This window comes from Streptomyces sp. NPDC092370, from assembly GCF_044755265.1.
Lineage (GTDB): Bacteria > Actinomycetota > Actinomycetes > Streptomycetales > Streptomycetaceae > Streptomyces.
On record NZ_JBIVQO010000001.1, the window covers coordinates 1155401 to 1172200 of the forward strand.

The 16800-nt window shown below is 73.1% G+C and carries 17 protein-coding genes; 11 read left to right on the forward strand and 6 right to left on the reverse strand.

Annotation, left to right across the window (positions count from 1 at the left end; all coding sequences use genetic code 11):
• The first annotated feature begins 14 nt into the window (after positions 1-14).
• From ACIQHQ_RS05175 to ACIQHQ_RS05185, 3 genes are read left to right on the forward strand one after another with little or no spacing between them, the layout of a single operon-like run.
• Entirely contained in the window at positions 15-803 is a 789-nt protein-coding gene (locus ACIQHQ_RS05175; RefSeq protein WP_402610205.1) for an SDR family oxidoreductase, read from the forward strand.
• A gap of 15 nt (positions 804-818) precedes the next feature.
• Positions 819-1457 (forward strand): TetR/AcrR family transcriptional regulator, encoded by a 639-nt coding sequence (locus ACIQHQ_RS05180; protein ID WP_402610207.1) that lies wholly within the window; start codon positions 819-821, stop codon positions 1455-1457.
• Positions 1458-1480: 23 nt separating this feature from the next.
• Positions 1481-2638, forward strand: coding sequence for an acetyl-CoA C-acetyltransferase (locus tag ACIQHQ_RS05185; RefSeq protein WP_402610209.1), 1158 nt, complete (start codon positions 1481-1483; stop codon positions 2636-2638).
• Here the strand turns inward: ACIQHQ_RS05185 and ACIQHQ_RS05190 are convergent.
• Genes ACIQHQ_RS05190 through ACIQHQ_RS05205 form a run of 4 tightly spaced genes read right to left on the reverse strand, consistent with a single transcriptional unit; the run spans position 2622 to position 5972 of the window.
• Entirely contained in the window at positions 2622-3674 is a 1053-nt protein-coding gene (locus ACIQHQ_RS05190; RefSeq protein ID WP_402610211.1) for an NAD(P)H-dependent flavin oxidoreductase, read from the reverse strand. The genes ACIQHQ_RS05185 and ACIQHQ_RS05190 overlap by 17 nt on opposite strands.
• Entirely contained in the window at positions 3671-4390 is a 720-nt protein-coding gene (locus ACIQHQ_RS05195; protein ID WP_402610213.1) for a CoA-transferase subunit beta, read from the reverse strand. Before ACIQHQ_RS05195 ends, ACIQHQ_RS05190 begins: the two co-directional genes overlap by 4 nt.
• Complete coding sequence (locus tag ACIQHQ_RS05200; protein ID WP_402610215.1) at positions 4387-5223, reverse strand: CoA transferase subunit A; 837 nt, start codon at positions 5221-5223, stop codon at positions 4387-4389. The genes ACIQHQ_RS05195 and ACIQHQ_RS05200 overlap by 4 nt, the downstream gene beginning before the upstream one ends.
• On the reverse strand, positions 5220-5972 hold the full coding sequence (locus ACIQHQ_RS05205) for an enoyl-CoA hydratase family protein (RefSeq protein WP_402610216.1): 753 nt from the start codon (positions 5970-5972) through the stop codon (positions 5220-5222). The genes ACIQHQ_RS05200 and ACIQHQ_RS05205 overlap by 4 nt, the downstream gene beginning before the upstream one ends.
• Positions 5973-6027: 55 nt before the next feature.
• On the opposite strand from ACIQHQ_RS05205, the gene ACIQHQ_RS05210 reads away from it, so the two are divergent.
• Positions 6028-6798 (forward strand): SDR family oxidoreductase, encoded by a 771-nt coding sequence (locus ACIQHQ_RS05210; protein ID WP_402610218.1) that lies wholly within the window; start codon positions 6028-6030, stop codon positions 6796-6798.
• Position 6799: 1 nt separating this feature from the next.
• Positions 6800-7705 carry an SDR family oxidoreductase gene (locus ACIQHQ_RS05215; protein WP_402610220.1) on the forward strand — a complete coding sequence of 302 codons (906 nt, stop codon included), beginning with the start codon at positions 6800-6802 and terminating at the stop codon, positions 7703-7705.
• A gap of 97 nt (positions 7706-7802) precedes the next feature.
• On the opposite strand, the gene ACIQHQ_RS05220 is transcribed toward ACIQHQ_RS05215, so the two are convergent.
• Positions 7803-8690 carry a hypothetical protein gene (locus ACIQHQ_RS05220; protein WP_402610222.1) on the reverse strand — a complete coding sequence of 296 codons (888 nt, stop codon included), beginning with the start codon at positions 8688-8690 and terminating at the stop codon, positions 7803-7805.
• Positions 8691-8812: 122 nt separating this feature from the next.
• On the opposite strand from ACIQHQ_RS05220, the gene ACIQHQ_RS05225 reads away from it, so the two are divergent.
• From ACIQHQ_RS05225 to pepN, 4 genes are all read left to right on the forward strand, one after another.
• The gene (locus tag ACIQHQ_RS05225; RefSeq protein ID WP_402610224.1) at positions 8813-9289 is read left to right on the forward strand and encodes a GNAT family N-acetyltransferase; all 477 of its coding nucleotides are present in this window, start codon (positions 8813-8815) and stop codon (positions 9287-9289) included.
• 20 nt (positions 9290-9309) lie between these two features.
• Positions 9310-9660, forward strand: coding sequence for a chorismate mutase (locus ACIQHQ_RS05230; protein ID WP_402610226.1), 351 nt, complete (start codon positions 9310-9312; stop codon positions 9658-9660).
• A gap of 136 nt (positions 9661-9796) precedes the next feature.
• A complete protein-coding gene (locus tag ACIQHQ_RS05235; protein WP_402610228.1) occupies positions 9797-10348 on the forward strand; it encodes a two-component system response regulator in 552 nt (183 codons plus the stop codon).
• Between the two features lie 67 nt (positions 10349-10415).
• On the forward strand, positions 10416-12908 hold the full coding sequence (gene pepN, locus ACIQHQ_RS05240; protein WP_402610229.1) for an aminopeptidase N: 2493 nt from the start codon (positions 10416-10418) through the stop codon (positions 12906-12908).
• On the opposite strand, the gene ACIQHQ_RS05245 is transcribed toward pepN, so the two are convergent.
• Complete coding sequence (locus ACIQHQ_RS05245) at positions 12905-13570, reverse strand: hypothetical protein (protein ID WP_402610231.1); 666 nt, start codon at positions 13568-13570, stop codon at positions 12905-12907. The two genes, pepN and ACIQHQ_RS05245, sit on opposite strands and share 4 nt — an antisense overlap.
• A 386-nt stretch (positions 13571-13956) precedes the next feature.
• Between ACIQHQ_RS05245 and ACIQHQ_RS05250 the strand changes: the two genes are divergently transcribed.
• Both ACIQHQ_RS05250 and ACIQHQ_RS05255 read left to right on the forward strand, forming a co-directional pair.
• A complete protein-coding gene (locus tag ACIQHQ_RS05250; protein ID WP_402610234.1) occupies positions 13957-15357 on the forward strand; it encodes a pyridoxal phosphate-dependent decarboxylase family protein in 1401 nt (466 codons plus the stop codon).
• Positions 15354-16790: a lysine N(6)-hydroxylase/L-ornithine N(5)-oxygenase family protein gene (locus tag ACIQHQ_RS05255; RefSeq protein WP_402610236.1), complete on the forward strand. Its 1437-nt coding sequence runs from the start codon at positions 15354-15356 to the stop codon at positions 16788-16790. Before ACIQHQ_RS05250 ends, ACIQHQ_RS05255 begins: the two co-directional genes overlap by 4 nt.
• Positions 16791-16800 lie beyond the last annotated feature (10 nt).

Consider the following 16800-nt stretch of genomic DNA (forward strand, 5'->3'; position numbering starts at 1 on the left):
GTTAGCGTGAGCCCATGACAGACGTCGAGAGTCCGTCGTACGTGCCGGGCCACGGCCTGCTGAAGGGGCGGACCGCCGTCGTCACGGCGGCGGCCGGCGCGGGGATCGGCGCGGCCACCGCGCGGCGCTTCCTCGAGGAGGGCGCGCGCGTGCTGATCAGCGACGCGCACGCACGACGGCTCAAGGAGCACGAGGCGCGGCTGGCCGGTGAGTTCGGCGCCACGTCGATCACCGCCGTGCCCTGCGACGTCACCGACGAGACGCAGGTGCGCATGCTCTTCGAGGCGGCCGCTGCGGAGCACGGCCGCCTCGACGTCGTGGTCAACAACGCCGGTCTCGGCGGCACGGCGGACCTCGTCGACATGACCGACGAGCAGTGGGCCCGCGTCCTGGACGTGACGCTCACCGGCACGTTCCGGTGCGTACGGGCCGCGCTGCGGCACATGAAGGGCACCGGCGGCGGGGTGATCGTCAACAACGCCTCCGTCGTCGCCTGGCGCGCCCAGGCCGGACAGGCCCACTACGCCGCCGCCAAAGCGGGCGTGATGGCGCTGACCCGGTGTGCGGCCATCGAGGCGGCCGGATACGGGGTGCGGGTCAACGCCGTGGCGCCCAGCCTCGCGATGCACCCCCACCTGGTGAAGGTGACCACGCCCGAGCTGCTCGCCGAGCTGACCGCCCGCGAGGCCTACGGACGCTGGGCCGAGCCCTGGGAGGTGGCCAACGTGATCGTCTTCCTGGCCTCCGGCTACTCCTCGTACATGACCGGAGAAGTGGTGCCCGTCAGCAGCAGGCACCCCTAGGACGACAATGGACCCGTGCCTCCTACGAAGAAGAATTCCCAGGTGACCGCCGCTGAGCCCATCGTGGGCGCCGCGGCTCGCGACCGTCGCGCCGAACTCCTCGGCACCGCCGCCGAGGTGTTCGCCGAGCAGGGCTACAACGCCACCACCGTCCGCAAGATCGCGGACCACGCGGGGATGCTCGCCGGCAGCCTCTACTACCACTTCGACTCCAAGGAGTCGATGCTGGAGGAGATCCTGCGCACCTTCCTCGACGAGCTGTGGGACGGTTACGACACCGTCCTGGCCGCCGGGCTCGGCCCGCGCGAGACGCTTCAGGCCCTGGTCACCGAGTCGTTCCGGGAGATCGACCGGCACCGTGCGGCCGTCGCGATCTACCAGAAGGAGAGCAGGCAGCTCGTGGCGCAGGAGCGGTTCGCGTTCCTCGCCGAGTCACAGCGCAGGTTCGAGAAGGCCTGGCTGTCCACACTGGAGCGCGGCGTCGCCGAGCGGGCCTTCCGGGCCGACCTCGACGTCCGGCTCACCTACCGGTTCGTGCGCGACACCGTGTGGGTCGCCGCCTCCTGGTACCGGCCGGGCGGACAGCACAGCCCGGACGAGATCGCCCGGCAGTACCTGTCGATGGTGCTGGACGGGATCGCCGTACGCCCATAGCCCCTATGCGCACAGGAGTCGTCATGGCCGAGGCCTACATCGTCGAAGCGGTCCGCACGCCCGTCGGGCGGCGCGGGGGAGGGCTGAGCGCGGTCCACCCCGCCGACCTCGGCGCGCATGTCCTCAGGGAGCTGATGAGCCGCTCGGGCGCCGACCCGGCCGCCGTGGAGGACGTCGTCCTCGGCTGTCTGGACGCGGTGGGGCCGCAGGCCGGGGACATCGCGCGGACCTGCTGGCTGGCGGCCGGACTGCCCGAGGAGGTGCCGGGCGTGACCGTCGACCGGCAGTGCGGCTCCTCGCAGCAGGCCGTGCACTTCGCCGCGCAGGCCGTGCTGTCCGGCACTCAGGACCTGGTGGTCGCCGGCGGGGTGCAGAACATGTCGATGATTCCCATCGCCTTCGCCACCCGGCAGGCCGCCGAACCGCTCGGGCTGACCCAGGGGCCGTTCGCGGGCAGCGCCGGCTGGCGGGCACGGTACGGGGACAAGCCCGTCAACCAGTTCGTGGGCGCCGAGATGATCGCCGCCAAGTGGGGGATCAGCCGACAGGACCAGGAGGAGTTCGCCCTGCGCTCCCATCGGCGGGCCGTGCGGGCGATCGACGAGGGCCGCTTCGGCCGCGAGAGCGTCCCGTACGGAGAGGTCACCGCCGACGAGGGGCCGCGCCGGGACACCTCGCTGGAGAAGATGGCCGGCCTCAAGCCGGTCCTCGACGGCGGAACCGTCACCGCCGCCTGCTCCTCCCAGGTCTCCGACGGGGCGGCGGCGATGCTGCTGGCCTCCGAGCGGGCCGTGCGCGACCACGGGCTCACCCCACGCGCACGCGTGCACCACCTCTCCGTGCGCGGCGAGGACCCGATCCGGATGCTCACCGCCCCCATCCCCGCCACCGCCCACGCCCTGAAGAAGACCGGTCTGACCATCGACGACATCGACCTCGTCGAGATCAACGAGGCCTTCGCCCCGGTCGTCCTGGCCTGGCTGAAGGAGACCGGCGCCGACCCGGACCGCGTCAACGTCAACGGCGGCGCGATCGCCCTGGGGCACCCCCTCGGCGCGACCGGCGTCAGACTCATGACGACCCTGCTGCACGAACTGGAGCGCAGCGGGGGCCGGTTCGGCCTGCAGACCATGTGCGAGGGCGGCGGCCAGGCCAATGTGACGGTCATCGAACGGCTGTGAGCCGCGTCAGCGCCTCGTCGGCCTCCCTCATGATCCGCTCCACCAGCTCCGCGCACGACGGCAGGTCGCCGATCACCCCCGCGACCTGCCCGGACGCCATCACCCCCAGGTCCGTACGGCCGTCCACCATCGCCGACTTCAGCAGCATCGGTGTGTTCGCGGCGAGCAGCACCTGGCTCCAGGACAGGTCCTTGCCGCGTTTGAGGGCCAGTCCGTCACGGACCAGCTGCCGCCAGGTCAGCCCGGACAGCCTGCGAAATCCGGCCGCCGCGCGCAGGGCCCGCGCGAGCGCCCCGGCCCGGCCGGCGTCCTCCAGGGCGGCCACCAGTTCCGTACGCAGCATGCGGTGCGGGAGCCCGTCGACCGCCCGGGTCACCGTCACGTCCTTCACGGCCGCCGCGAGATACCTCGCCTTCACCGCGTCCGGCACGGTCGAGTCCGAGGTCAGCAGGAACCGCGTGCCCATCGCCACGCCCGCCGCGCCGTAGGCCAGGGCCGCGGCCAGCCCGCGCCCGTCGAAGAAGCCGCCCGCCGCGACGACGGGTATCCGCACCGCGTCCACCACCTGCGGCAGCAGCACGGTCGTGGCCACCTCCCCGGTGTGCCCGCCGCCCTCCGCGCCCTGTACGAGCACCGCGTCCGCGCCCCACGCCGCGACCTTCTCGGCATGCCGCCGCGCCCCCACGGTCGGCATGACGACCACACCGGCCTCCTTGAGCTCGCCGACCAGCTCCCGGGAGGGGGCGAGGGCGAAGGAGGCGACCCGGACGCCCTCCTCGATCAGGATCCGGACGCGATCGCCCGCGTCGGACGCGTCGGCGCGCAGGTTCACCCCGAACGGCGCGTCGGTCCGGGCCTTCACCTCCCGCACGGCCTCGCGCAACCGCCCGGGTGTCATCGTGGCGGAGGCCAGGATGCCGAGGGCGCCCGCGTTCGCCGTGGCGGAGACCAGACGGGGGCCCGCCACCCAGCCCATCCCGGTCTGCACGACCGGATGACGCACGCCAGTGAGCCGGGTGAGCGCCGTCCCCCTCACGCGGCGACCTCGCCGGCCCGGACCCCGGCCGGGTCGACGACCTCGCGGATCAGGCGGAGTTCCTCACCGGTCGGCTCCCGGGTCACCGGCACCTCGTCCGGCACGGTCAGTTCGAAGCCCGTCGCCTCTTGCACCTGCTCCACCGTGACGCCGGGGTGCAGCGAGGCCAGCCGCATCGAGCGGTCGGGGGTGGCGAAGTCGAAGACGCCCAAGTTCGAGACGACCCGCGGGATCCGGTGGTGACGTGCGCCGGCCGCCCGGTCGTAGCCGACTCCGCAGACCATGTCGACCCGCTCGACGAAGACCCGCCGGGAGTGCCTCGGGATCCAGTAACTGGTCGGATTGTTCAGAGTGTTGCTCGGTGCGCCGCGCACCCCGAGCAACTGCCGCTTCGGCTGCTCCCAGTCGCCGATGCAGGCGATGTTCTGGTTGCCGAACCGGTCGATCTGACTCGCGCCCATCATCACGTGCCGCCGCCCCGCGGTGACCCAGGTCAGATGCTCGCGGTACGGCAGCCAGCCCTCGGGTGTCCCGTCCGGCCGGACGAGCATCGCCTCGCCGTCGGTCAGCAGCAGCTCCGGTGCGAAGGTGAGCCGGGCCAGCCGGGCGCCGATCGAGGGGATCAGCCCCATGGGGCTCGCCAGCACCTCGCCGTCGTTCCGCCAGGCCTCGGCGCACGCGATCACGCAGTACTCGGCGCGGGTGGGCCCGGTCATGTGTCCTCCCGCACGGCCGCCTGGTATGCCTGCTCGTCCCCGCCGAGGTACCCGGCCGCGAAATCGGGCCAGGGGGTGGTCGCGTACCGCTTCTGGAAGGCCTCGTCGCGGCCGTAGTCGGGCGCGCAGGACGTGAAGTGCGCCCCGCCGGGGGCCTCGACGACACCGGTGACCGTGTGCCGCTTGATCAGCAGGGTCTGCGGCGGGCCCTGCCTCGTCAGCTCGGCCGTGTCGACGATCCGCTCGCAGCTCACGTACGCCGTGTCGGCGGCCGCGCAGAACAGGTCGTCGAAGTACGGGTCCGGGCCCAGGTACTGCCCGTTGCCCGAGCGGTCCGCGCGGTTGATGTGCACCAGGGCCGCATCCAGCCGCAGGGCGGGCACGGCCACGAACGTCTCCCCGTCCTCGTACGGCGAAGTGACCGTCCGCAAGCCCGGATTGACCCGCATCACGTCCGAGCCGAACCCGGCCCGCAGCGGCAGGAACGGGAGCCGGTTCGCCGCCGCCCGCAGGCCCCACAGGAACATCGCCTCGTCGATCTCCGTCAGCGCGAAGGCACCCCGTTCACGAGCCGCCCGGTAGTGCGGCTCCAGGGGGATCGAGTCGAGGGTGACGAAGGCCGTCACCAGCCGCCGGATCCGCCCGGCCGCGGCCAGCATGCCCACGTCCGGGCCGCCGTACGACACGATGGTGAGGTCGGTGATCCCCGACCTGAGCAGCGCTCTCACCAGGGCCATCGGCTTACGGCGCGAGCCCCAGCCGCCGATGCCGAGGGTCATGCCACTGGACAGCCGGGACACGGCCTCGTCCGCCGACATCGTCTTGTCCCTCATCGCGCTCCCTCCCGCCCGAACCTCTCGCGCACCCGCGCGCCCACCCCGCTGAGACCCGCCTCGAAGGTGAAGCCCTGCTCGAAGCGGTAGCTGCGGCGCACATCCACGGGATCGATGCCGTTGAGCGCGGCCTTGGCCAGGCGGAGCAGCCGGCCGTCCTTCGCGGCGATCTCGCGGGCCAGTTCCAGGGCGGCGGAGCGCAGTGCGCCGCGCGGCACCACCCGCCACACCGACCCGTGCGCGTGCAGGTCGGCCGCGCTCGCCGTACGCGCCGTGTAGTACAGCGCCCGCATCAGGTGCTGGGGGACCAGCCGGGCCAGATGGGTGGCCGCGCCGAGGGCGCCGCGGTCCAGCTCGGGCAGCCCGAACACCGCGTCCTCGCTCGCCACGATCGCGTCCGCGTTACCCACCAGGCCGATGCCGCCGCCCAGGCAGAAGCCCTGCACCGCCGCCACGACCGGCACCTCGCACTCGTAGACCGCCGCGAACGCCTGCGCGCAGCCGCTGTTCACACCGAGCAGCGCGCTGTGCTCCCGGTCGTCCGCCTGAAGTTCCTTGATGTCCACACCCGCGTTGAACCCGCGCCCCTCGGCGGCCAGCACCACGCACCGGACCTCCGGGTCGCGTCCGGCCGCGCGCACCGCGTCGGCCAGGGCGAACCAGCCCGCCACCGGCAGGGCGTTCACCGGCGGGAAGTCGACCGTGACGACGGCGATGCCCTTTTCCCCGCACGAGGTGGAGACACCCATGGCCGCATCAGCTACCTTTCCACCAAACGTTTGTTAGGTGGAAAGGTAGCAGCGCATGGAGCTGGACGGGAAGGTCGCCGTCGTCACCGGCGGGACCCGGGGCGTCGGCGCCGGCATCGCGCGCGCCTTCGTACGGGCGGGCGCCGAGGTCGTGGTCTGCGCCCGCCGGCCACCGGACGTCCCGCTCCCCGGTGCCGAGTTCGTGCCGCTGGACGTCCGGGACACCGAGGCCGCCGGGCGCCTGTTCGCCGGCCTTCCCCGACTGGACGTGCTGGTCAACAACGCGGGCGGCGCACCCCACCGGCTGCTCACCGAGGCCGGACCGGAGCGGCACGCACGCGTGGTGGAGCTCAACCTGCTCGCGCCGCTGACGGTGTCCCTCGCCGCGTACGACCGGCTGCGGCACTCCAAAGGCTCGATCGTCATGATCGGCAGTGTCAGCGGCGGCCGCCCCTCGCCCGGCACCGCCGCCTACGGCGCCGCCAAGGCGGGCCTGGACAACCTCGCCCGCTCCATGGCCGTGGAATGGGCGCCCGACATCCGGGTCAACACCCTCGTCGTGGGCATGGTCCGCACCGAACGGTCCCACCTCCACTACGGCGACCGGGAGGGCATCGCCGCCGTCGCCCGCACGGTCCCGCTGGGCCGTCTCGCCGAACCGTCGGACGTGGGCCGCGCGGCGGTGTTCCTGGCGTCTGACGCCGCCGCGTACATCAGCGGAGCGAGCCTCGAGGTGCACGGGGGCGGGCAACGGCCGGCCTTCCTGGACGCGGCCGGTGCCGGGCGGGGGAGCGGCCACCCGCCCACCGCGGACGAGGAGAGCTGACATGAGCGGAATCTGCGCGGGCCGGGTCGTCGTCGTCACGGGCGCGGGGCGCGGGCTCGGCCGGTCCCACGCCCTCGCGTTCGCGGCCGAGGGGGCACGGCTGGTCGTCAACGACCTCGGGGTGGGCCTCGACGGCACCCCCGGCCCCGACGGTCCCGCCGCCCGGGTCGTGGAGGAGATCCGCGCGGCGGGCGGCGAGGCGGTGGCGCACGGCGGTGACATCGCCACGACCGAGGGCGCCGCCTCGCTGGTCCGTACGGCCCTGGAGACCTACGGCCGGCTCGACACCCTCGTCAACAACGCGGGCTTCCTGCGCGACCGGATGCTGGTCAACCTCGACGAGGAGGACTTCGACGCCGTCGTACGCGTCCACCTCAAAGGCCACTTCCTGCCCCTGCGGCACGCGGCCGCGCACTGGCGCCGCGAGGCCAAGGCGGGCCGCCGGCCCGAGGCCCGGATCGTCAACACCAGCAGCGGAGCCGGACTCCTGGGCTCGGTCGGACAGGGCAACTACAGCGCCGCCAAGGCCGGCATCATCGCCCTGACCCTCGTCGCGGCGGCCGAACTGCACCGCTACGGCGTCCAGGCCAACGCCATCGCCCCCGCCGCCCGCACGCGGATGACGGAACGCACCTTCGCGGACACCATGACGGCCCCCGGCTCAGGCTTCGACGCGATGGCCCCCGAAAACGTCTCACCCCTCGTCGTCTGGCTGGGCTCGGCGGCGAGCACCGGCGTGACGGGCCGGGTCTTCGAGGCGGAGGGCGGCCGGATCACGGTCATGGACGGATGGAGGGCGGGGCCGAGCGCGGACAAGGGCGGACGCTGGAGCCCGGCCGAGGCGGGGGAACAGACCCGCAAACTCCTGGCGGAGGCGTCCGAACCGGGGCCGGTGTACGGCACCTAGGGGGTGGTGTCCCGCAAAGTCGCGCCCTCGGCTCGGGAGGGCGGGCCCAGCCGGGTCACTCGCAGAGCTCGCTCGAACGACACGCCCCAGGGGACGTTCACGTGTCGCACTCCAGGACGCTCCGGCACAACGCGCACCGCGCCCGGACCCGCCCCCGCACCGGCACCCTGATCCGCTGATGACACGTCGGGCAGGGAAACGACACCCGCAACCGCCCGCCCCCGTCGGGCGAGAACGCGTACCGCACCCCCGGCTGCGGCGGACCCTCCGGGGCGTGCCGCCGGTCCCGGGCGTAGCGGCGCCGCCCCGCCCACCCCGCCGCCGTCAACGGCGGCTCCTGCCCGTCCCGGCGGGCCAGCTCCCTCCCCTTCACATACGCCGTGTACGCCTGCGCACTGGTGAACCACACCGACGGGTCCTCCCCGAAGACCAGCGCCCGCTTGGCCAGCACGTACCCGAACTCCTCCGGCGTGAGATACCCCAGCTTCTGCGACGACGCCCCGTCCTCCCGGTACGCGTCCAGCAGCAGCCACCCCGCACCCAGATACGTCGTCGCCGTGTCCGTCAGGATCTCGTTGTCCCGCACGCCCGGGAACGACAGGTCCAGCCGATGCAGATACACGTGCATCACCTCGTGCGCCAGGGCCGCCCCGATGTCCCGCCGATGCGCACGGAACCGGTCGTTCAACTCCACGAAGTACTCCGGCCCGGCCGCGAGCTCGACGTTCGCCGCGTGCCGCATCTCCCGGAAGCTCACGATCAGCCGGGCATCCGGCAGCCGGTAGTGCCGCACCAGCTCCCGCGCCACCCGCTGCGCCCCCAGATACAGGTCGTCGGTGTCGCAGAACGCCACATCGGCGGGGACCACGCTGGTCGCGAACGTCTGCACGGTGTCGTACGACAGCCGCCTGTACAGCGCCGTGACGGCGGCCCGCACCGTCTCCAGATGCGGGTAGCCGTGCTCGACCGGCCCGTCGTTCGCCACGCCTCACCCCCAAGACGCCCCGGAACCCGGTTCCACTGTACGAGGACGCGAGCGAGCGCGGACGGCCCGTGCCGCGGCGAAAAACGGCCGCCACCCCCGGCGGCTCCGGCACAATCCCGACCGTGACCAGCGAACAGCACACCATCGCCGCCTCGCTCCGGGTGGGCGGCCGGGACGACGACCTCGAGAAACGGCTCGACGAGGAGCTGACAGCCTTCAACACCGCCGCCGCCGACGGCGCCGTCACCGAGCCCCTCTCGGTCCGCGCCACCGACGCGACCGGCGCACTGGTCGGCGGGCTCACCGCCTGGACCTGGGGCACCCTGTGCTCCGTGGACATGCTCTGGGTGCGCGAGGACCAGCGGCACGCCGGCTGGGGCGGCCGGCTGATGCGTGCCGCGCAGACCGAGGCGGCCCGGCGCGGCTGCACCGACATGATCGTCTCCACGTACAGCTTCCAGGCACCCGGCTTCTACCCGAAGCTCGGCTTCCGGGAACGGGCCCGCATCCAGGGCGTACCCGGCGGCCACGAGGACGTCTACTTCCACAAGCGGCTCTCACCGCCGAAGAATGAGACGGCCGGCGGCCACCCGGTGTGATCCCCGTAGGCTGACGTCCCATGACCACCAGCAACACCGGTTCCCGCGACGTCGACCCCGCCGTCCGCGCAGAGCTCACCCGGCTGCGCGACAGCATCGACAACATCGACGCGGCCGTCGTCCACATGCTCGCCGAGCGCTTCAAGTGCACCCAGCAGGTCGGCCACCTCAAGGCACAGCACCAGCTGCCGCCCGCCGACCCGGCCCGCGAGGCCCGCCAGATCGCCCGGCTGCGCGCCCTCGCCGAGAACGCCAAGCTGGACCCGGCCTTCGCCGAGAAGTTCCTGAACTTCATCGTCGGCGAGGTCATCCGCCACCACGAGCGCATCGCGGAGCAGGCCCTCAACGGCACCACCACCGGCGGCAACTGACCTCCCGCGCGCCCGGGGGAGTGACACGGCGGCCCGCCAGGTGCATGCTGCGCCGTGCACAGCATGTCAACAGATGAGCACTACGGGTCAGTGTCCCGGACTACTCTGGTCCTCCACGAGGGAGGGGCGTCGGGCCATGCCGTCGGATACCAGAATCCTCATCGTCGACGACCACGAGGACACGCTGTACGCGCTGGAGAGCGCCCTGGCCCCGCTGGGCTACCGGCTCGACCGGGCCACCAGCGGCGACGAGGCACTCAAACAGGTGCTGCGCGGCCACGTCGGCCTGCTCCTGCTCGACGTGCGCATGCCCGGCGTCAGCGGGCTGGAGGTCGTGCGCTACATGCGACGCGTCGAGCAGACCCAGCACATCCCCGTGATCCTGCTCACCGGCTTCGGCGCCGACCACGAACTGACCACCACCGCCTTCCGGCTCGGCGTCGCCGACCTCGTCCTGAAGCCCGTGGACCCCTGGGCCCTGCGCACCAAGGTCCGCTACCTCTTCGACACCCACCGGCGCCATCTCGCCCTGGAACACGAAGTGAACCGCCTGCGCGCCCTCGCGCGGGAGCACACCGAGACCCCCGCACACCCCCCGCGCCCCGCCCTGCCCCATCCCGACGCGCGCGTGCCGACACAACGGCCCATGGGGGCGCACGCCGGGGAGCTCGAAAAGGACCGCACCTAGACCGGACATTGGGCACGTACCGATCCGCCCCTGTGCCATGCCGACGCCATCAGGCAGCATGTCTCGCATGTCCGTACTGACGCGCGACGAAGCGCAGACCCGAGCCGAGCTCCTCGACGTCCACCGCTACACCATCGAACTCGACCTGACCGGCGGAGACGAGACCTTCGACTCCCGCACCCTGATCAGGTTCGCTGCCCGCGTGGACGGGGACACCTTCGTCGAGCTCAAGCCCGCCGAGCTGCGCTCCGTCACCCTCGACGGACACCCCCTGGACCCGGAAACCCTGGACGGCAACCGGCTCGCCCTGCCCGACCTCACCGCCGGCGAGCACGAACTGCTCGTGGACGCGCGGATGCGATACTCCCGCACCGGCGAGGGCATGCACCGCTTCACCGACCCCACCGACGGCGAGACCTACGTCTACACCCAGCTGTTCATGGACGACGTCCAGCGGGTCTTCGCCGCCTTCGACCAGCCCGACCTGAAGGCCGTCTTCGAGCTGTCGGTCAAGGCCCCGCAGGACTGGACCGTCCTCGCCAACAGCATCACCGAACACGCCGACGGAGTATGGAAGACGGCCCCCACACCGCTCATCTCCACCTACCTCGTCGCCGTCGCCGCCGGCCCCTGGCACTCCGTACGCACCGAGCACCGCGGCCTGCCCTTCGGACTGCACTGCCGCCGCTCCCTCGCCCCCTACCTGGACGCCGACTGCGACGAACTCCTCGACATCACACGCGCCTGCTTCGACCGCTACCACGAGAAGTTCGACGAGCCCTACCCGTTCGACTCCTACGACCAGGCCTTCGTCCCCGAGTTCAACGCCGGCGCCATGGAGAACCCCGGCCTGGTCACCTTCCGCGACGAGTTCGTCTACCGCTCCGCCGTCACCGACACCGAACGCCAGACCCGCGCCATGGTCATCGCCCACGAGATGGCCCACATGTGGTTCGGCGACCTCGTCACCCTCAAGTGGTGGGACGACATCTGGCTGAACGAGTCCTTCGCCGAGTACATGGGCTACCAGACCCTCACCGAAGCCACCCGCTTCAGCGACACCTGGACCGACTTCGCCGTCACCCGCAAGTCCTGGGGCTACGACGCCGACCAGCGCCCCTCCACCCACCCCGTCGCCCCCGAGGCCGTCGACGACACCGCCTCCGCACTGCTCAACTTCGACGGCATCTCCTACGCCAAGGGCGCCGGCGCGCTGCGGCAGCTGGTCGCCTGGCTCGGCGAGAAGGACTTCCTCGCCGGCATCAACACCCACTTCGCCCGGCACAAGTTCGCCAACGCCACCCTCGCCGACTTCATCGACAACCTCGCCGGCGCCACCGACCGCGACGTCCACGCCTGGGCCGACGCCTGGCTGCGCACCACCGGCGTCGACACCCTCACCCCGCGGATCGCCCCCGGCGAGCACGGCACCTGCGCCCTCACCGTCGACCGCGCCGGCAGCCGCCCGCACCGCATCGCCGCCGGCCTCTACGACCGGGACCTCGGCGACGACGGCGGGCAACTCGTCCTGCGCGAACGCCTCCACCTGGACCTCCCGCAGACCGATCCCCACCCCATCGGCAAGCGGCCGGCCCTGCTCCTCCTCAACGACGCCGACCTCACCTACGCCAAGGTCCGCTTCGACCCCGAGTCCTTCGAGACCGTCCGCAAGGAGCTGTCCGGCCTGCCCGAACCGCTCACCCGCGCGGTCGTCTGGAACGCCCTGCGCGACGCCGTCCGCGACGGCGAACTCGCCCCCGGCGCCTACCTGGAGACCGCCAGGACCCACCTCCCGCTGGAGACGGACCTCGCCGTCGTCCAGGGCGTGCTCGCCTTCGCCTCCACGTACATCACCGACCGCTACCTCACGCCCGAGGAGCGGCCCGCCGCACTCGCCACCCTCTCCGAACTGTGCCGCGACCTCATCCGCCGCACCGAGGACGGCGACAACCCCGGCCTGCGCCTGATCGCCGTACGCCACCGCATCGACGTGGCCGCCCACCCCGACACCATCGCCGCGTGGCTCGCCGACGGCACCGTCCCCGGCGGCCCCGAACTCGACCCCGAACTGCGCTGGCGCGTGCTCGCCCGGCTCGCCGTCCTCGGCGCGACCGACGAGGCCGCCATCGCCACCGAACTGGAACGCGACCCGAGCGCCACCGGCCAGGAGGGCGCCGCCCGCTGCCGGGCCGCCCTGCCCGACCCGGAGGCCAAGGCCCGCGCCTGGCAGGCGATGTTCGGCTCGGACGACCTGTCCAACTACCTCTTCACCGCCACCGCCCGGGGCTTCTGGCAGCCCGAACAGGCCGACCTGGTACGCGCCTACGTCGAGCGCTACTACGCCGACGCGGTCGCCGTCGCCGACCGCCGCGGCCCCGCCATCGCCGACGCGGCCGGCCTCTGGGCCTTCCCCGCGCACGCCGTCGACGCCGACACCCTCCGCCTCGGCCGGGAATGCCTGCGCGACGCCGCCCCGATCCCCGCCCTACGCCGCAGGCTCGTCGACCAACTCGACGACCTGGCACGGGCGTTGCGGGTCCAGGGCGGTCAGGAGGACTAGAAGGACCGGCGACGTGGGGCACTCACGGGCGGCTGGTCCCTTGCGCCGACACGGCGGGCCGGCCGCCCTTCCCGGCCTCGGGTCACGACAGACGACCCGGCCCCGAGGAGCCCTCCATGATCGCAGTGACCGGTGCCACCGGAAACGTCGGCCACGCCCTGGCCGAACGCCTCGTCACCGCCGGCCCGTCCGCACGGGCACGGACCCGCGACCCGCGGCGGGCCCGTCTGCCCGCCGGCGCCGAGACGGTACGCCTCCGGCACGACGCCCGGGCCGGCCTGTTCGACGCCGTCACCACGCTGCTCCCGTACGTCCAGGCGGGCGGGCGAGCACACCCCCGGCCCGCCCGCGGCGACCCGCGCCGCCGGGGTGCGCCACGTCGTCCTGCCGTCCTCCGCGATCCCCGGGCCGGGCGCCGACGAGACCCACCCCATCCACGTCACGCACGCCACCACCGAACGGCACATCCGCGACAGCGGCCCGGCACGGACCTTCCCGCGGCCGGGCGCGTTCGCCACCAACGCCTTCCAACGGGCCCCGCAGATCCGCAGCGGCCACACCGTCCGCGTCTTCGCCGAGGTCCGCTCCGCGCCCACGAGGGCGCCATCGCCGCCGTCGCCGAACGCGCCCTCCTCGACGACGGCCACGCGGGCGCCGCCCACCGCCTCACCGGACCCGAGACGATCACGCCGGGCAGGTCACCGCGATCGGTGACGCCCTGAGCCGCGATCTGCGCTTCACCGAACCGGCACCCGAAGAGGCGGGCCCCGAACTCTTCCCGCACCTCCCACCGGGCACCCTCACGGCCCTGCTGAAGTCCTTCGCCGCCAGGGCCGCCACCGCCCCGGAGATCACCGACACCGTCCGGGAGGTCACCGGCAGGCCGGCCCGCCCCTTCGCCGCCCGGGCCGCGGACCACACGGCCGACTTCAAGGACCGAGCCCCCCGGGCACCGGCCCGACCGGATTTCCCTCACGGAGGTACCTCCACCCGGGTTGGGTCGTTGGTCTCTTCGGGCGCGCCGCCCCGCGCCCCGGAGGACAGCCCCATGAGCAACCCGCCCCTCGCCTCAGGCCCCCAAGGCCCCCGTGCCCTGCGGCCGATGCTCGACACCGTCCTACAGGCGCTGGCCACCGGTACCCGGGCGCGGGGCGGGCCGCTCCCGGCGGGCGGCCCGCAGGCGGTCACCGCCCGGCTCCGGCAGGCGGCCGGCGACGTCCTCCCCGACCAGGGCGACCCCCACGCCCTGCACACCCTGGTCCACGCCTTCGCCGAGACCGCCGCCGACCCGGCCCACCCCCGGTGCGCCGCCCACCTGCACTGCCCCCCGCTCGCCGTCGCCGCGGCCGCCGACCTCGCCGCCTCCGCCCTCAACCCGTCCCTGGACTCCTGGGACCAGGCACCCGGGGCATCGGAACTGGAGAGACTGGTCGCACAGGCACTGGCCCGGCAGATCCACGGAACCGGGCAGCCCACCGCCCCCGACTCCCTCATCACCACCGGCGGCACCGAATCCAACCAGCTCGCCCTGCTCCTCGCCCGAGAGACCCACGGCAAAACCGTCCGGCTCGTGTGCGGGGCCAACGCCCACCACTCCCTGCCACGCGCCGCCTGGCTGCTCGGGCTGCCCGACCCCGTCGTCGTACCCACCCCGCGCGGGACGCTCGACCCCTCCGCACTCGACGACGCCCTCACCGCACAGCCCGGCCCCGTGCTCGTCGCCGCCACCGCCGGCACCACCGACGCCGGATACATCGACCCGCTGCCCGAGATCGCCGCCCGCTGCGCCACCCACGGCGCCCGGCTGCACGTGGACGCCGCCTACGGCGGAGGCCTCCTCTTCAGCGACCGGCACCGCCCACGGCTCACCGGGCTCGACGCCGCCGACACCGTCACCCTCGACCTGCACAAACTCGGCTGGCAACCGGTCGCCGCGGGCCTCCTCGCCGTCCGGGACGCCCGCGACCTCGCCGCCCTGGGACAGCGCGCCGACTACCTCAACGCCGCCGACGACACCGAGGCCGGACTGCCCGACCTGCTCGGCCGGTCCCTGCGCACCACCCGCCGCCCCGACGTCCTCAAACTCGCCGTCACCCTCAAGACGCTGGGGCGCGACGGACTCGGCGCACTCGTCGACCAGGTCTGCGACCGCGCCCGCGAGTTCGCCGCACTCGTCGCCGAACACCCCGGCTTCGAACTGCACGCCCCACCCGTCATCAGCACGGTGCTGTTCCGGCCCGCGGACGCCACCGACACCACCGTGGCCGCCGTACGCCGCTCGCTGCTCACCACCGGCCGCGCCGTCCTCGGCCGGGCCCGCCTCGACGGCCGGCTCTGGCTCAAGACCACCCTCCTCAACCCCGCCACCGGTCCCGACGACCTGGCCGCCCTGCTGCACCTCGCGGCAGCGAGCCGAGCGACACTCGTGGAAGGACACACCCCCCGATGAACCCAGCGCCGACCCCCGGCCCCGACGCCCCGCCACACCCCGACCCCGACGCCCCCCGCGACCTCGTCGGTATTGGAGTCGGACCCGCCAACCTCTCCCTCGCCGCGCTCGCCCACCCCCTCGGCGGCCTCGACACCCTCTTCTACGAGCAGCGCCCCGCCTTCGGCTGGCACCCCGGCCTGCTCATCGAGGGCGCCACCATCCAGGTGCCGTTCCTCGCCGACCTGGTGTCCCTCGCCGACCCCACCAGCCCCTGGACCTTCCTCAACTACCTCAGGTCCCGCGAGCGGCTCTTCCCCTTCTACTTCGCCGAACGCTTCCACATCCAGCGCGCCGAGTACGACGCCTACTGCCGCTGGGTCTGCGAGAACCTCCCCGGGCTCCACTTCGGCCACCAGGTCGACGCCGTCCGCTGGAACCCCGAACGCGACGTCTTCGAGGTCGACTTCACCCAGCTCGACGCCGACGGAGAAGCCGAGGCCCTCGGCCGGACCTACACCCACAACGTCGTCCTCGGCATCGGCACCGAGCCCTACGTCCCCGACTCCCTCAAGCCCCTCGTCGAGGCCCCCGGCGTACCCGTCGTGCACGCCGCCGACTACCTCGACCACCGCGCCGCCCTCCTGGCCGCCGGACACGTCACGATCGTGGGCCTCGGACAGTCCGGCGCCGAGATCTTCCTCGACCTGCTGCGCAACCGGCCGGCCGGACACGAGAAGCTGCACTGGCTGGGCCGCACCGAGGCCTTCGCCCCCATGGAGTACTCCAAGCTCGGCCTGGAACACTTCACCCCCGACCACACCCGCTACTTCCACGCCCTGCCCGAGTCCACCCGCGACCGGCTCGTCGACGGCCAGTGGCAGCTGCACAAGGGCATCGACGCCGCCACCGTCGCCGCCATCCACGACGAGCTCTACCGCCGCACCCTGCACGGCGGCTGGCCCGACGCCGTCCTCACCCCCGGCGTCCGTGTCCGCACCGCCGGCCGCATCGCCACGACCCAGGTGGAACTGCACCTGGAACACGGCCGGCAGGACAGCCGCTCCCGCCTCACCACCGACGCCGTCGTCCTCGCCACCGGCTACCGCGAACGCCCCCTCGACCGGATCCTCGCCGGCCTCGACCCCTACATGCGCCGCGACAACCGGGAACGGCCGCGCGTCGACGAGGAGTACCGGCTCGTCCTCGACCCGTGCGTCACCGGCACGGTGTACGTCCAGAACGCCGAGACCCACACCCACGGCGTCGGCGCCCCCGACCTCGGCCTCGCCGCCTGGCGCAGCGCGATCATCCTCAACTCTCTGACGGGCGGGGAGGCCTACGCACTCCCCGCCCGCACCGCCTTCACCACCTTCGGCCTCACCCAGCGCAGGCACGTCCCACCGCCCCGCGAGGCACCGGCACTGACCCCGCTGGTCGACGACCGAAGGTGAGCGAGGACGC

What these genes read in the sequence shown, in the direction of transcription:
- ACIQHQ_RS05250 (WP_402610234.1), top strand. Translation starts at nt 13,957, where the DNA reads ATGAGCAACCCGCCCCTCGCCTCAGGCCCCCAAGGCCCCCGTGCCCTG.
- ACIQHQ_RS05205 (WP_402610216.1), bottom strand. Translation starts at nt 5,972, where the DNA reads ATGGGTGTCTCCACCTCGTGCGGGGAAAAGGGCATCGCCGTCGTCACG.
- ACIQHQ_RS05210 (WP_402610218.1), top strand. Translation starts at nt 6,028, where the DNA reads ATGGAGCTGGACGGGAAGGTCGCCGTCGTCACCGGCGGGACCCGGGGC.
- ACIQHQ_RS05200 (WP_402610215.1), bottom strand. Translation starts at nt 5,223, where the DNA reads ATGAGGGACAAGACGATGTCGGCGGACGAGGCCGTGTCCCGGCTGTCC.
- ACIQHQ_RS05215 (WP_402610220.1), top strand. Translation starts at nt 6,800, where the DNA reads ATGAGCGGAATCTGCGCGGGCCGGGTCGTCGTCGTCACGGGCGCGGGG.
- ACIQHQ_RS05230 (WP_402610226.1), top strand. Translation starts at nt 9,310, where the DNA reads ATGACCACCAGCAACACCGGTTCCCGCGACGTCGACCCCGCCGTCCGC.
- ACIQHQ_RS05185 (WP_402610209.1), top strand. Translation starts at nt 1,481, where the DNA reads ATGGCCGAGGCCTACATCGTCGAAGCGGTCCGCACGCCCGTCGGGCGG.
- pepN (WP_402610229.1), top strand. Translation starts at nt 10,416, where the DNA reads ATGTCCGTACTGACGCGCGACGAAGCGCAGACCCGAGCCGAGCTCCTC.
- ACIQHQ_RS05195 (WP_402610213.1), bottom strand. Translation starts at nt 4,390, where the DNA reads ATGACCGGGCCCACCCGCGCCGAGTACTGCGTGATCGCGTGCGCCGAG.
- ACIQHQ_RS05175 (WP_402610205.1), top strand. Translation starts at nt 15, where the DNA reads ATGACAGACGTCGAGAGTCCGTCGTACGTGCCGGGCCACGGCCTGCTG.
- ACIQHQ_RS05255 (WP_402610236.1), top strand. Translation starts at nt 15,354, where the DNA reads ATGAACCCAGCGCCGACCCCCGGCCCCGACGCCCCGCCACACCCCGAC.
- ACIQHQ_RS05235 (WP_402610228.1), top strand. Translation starts at nt 9,797, where the DNA reads ATGCCGTCGGATACCAGAATCCTCATCGTCGACGACCACGAGGACACG.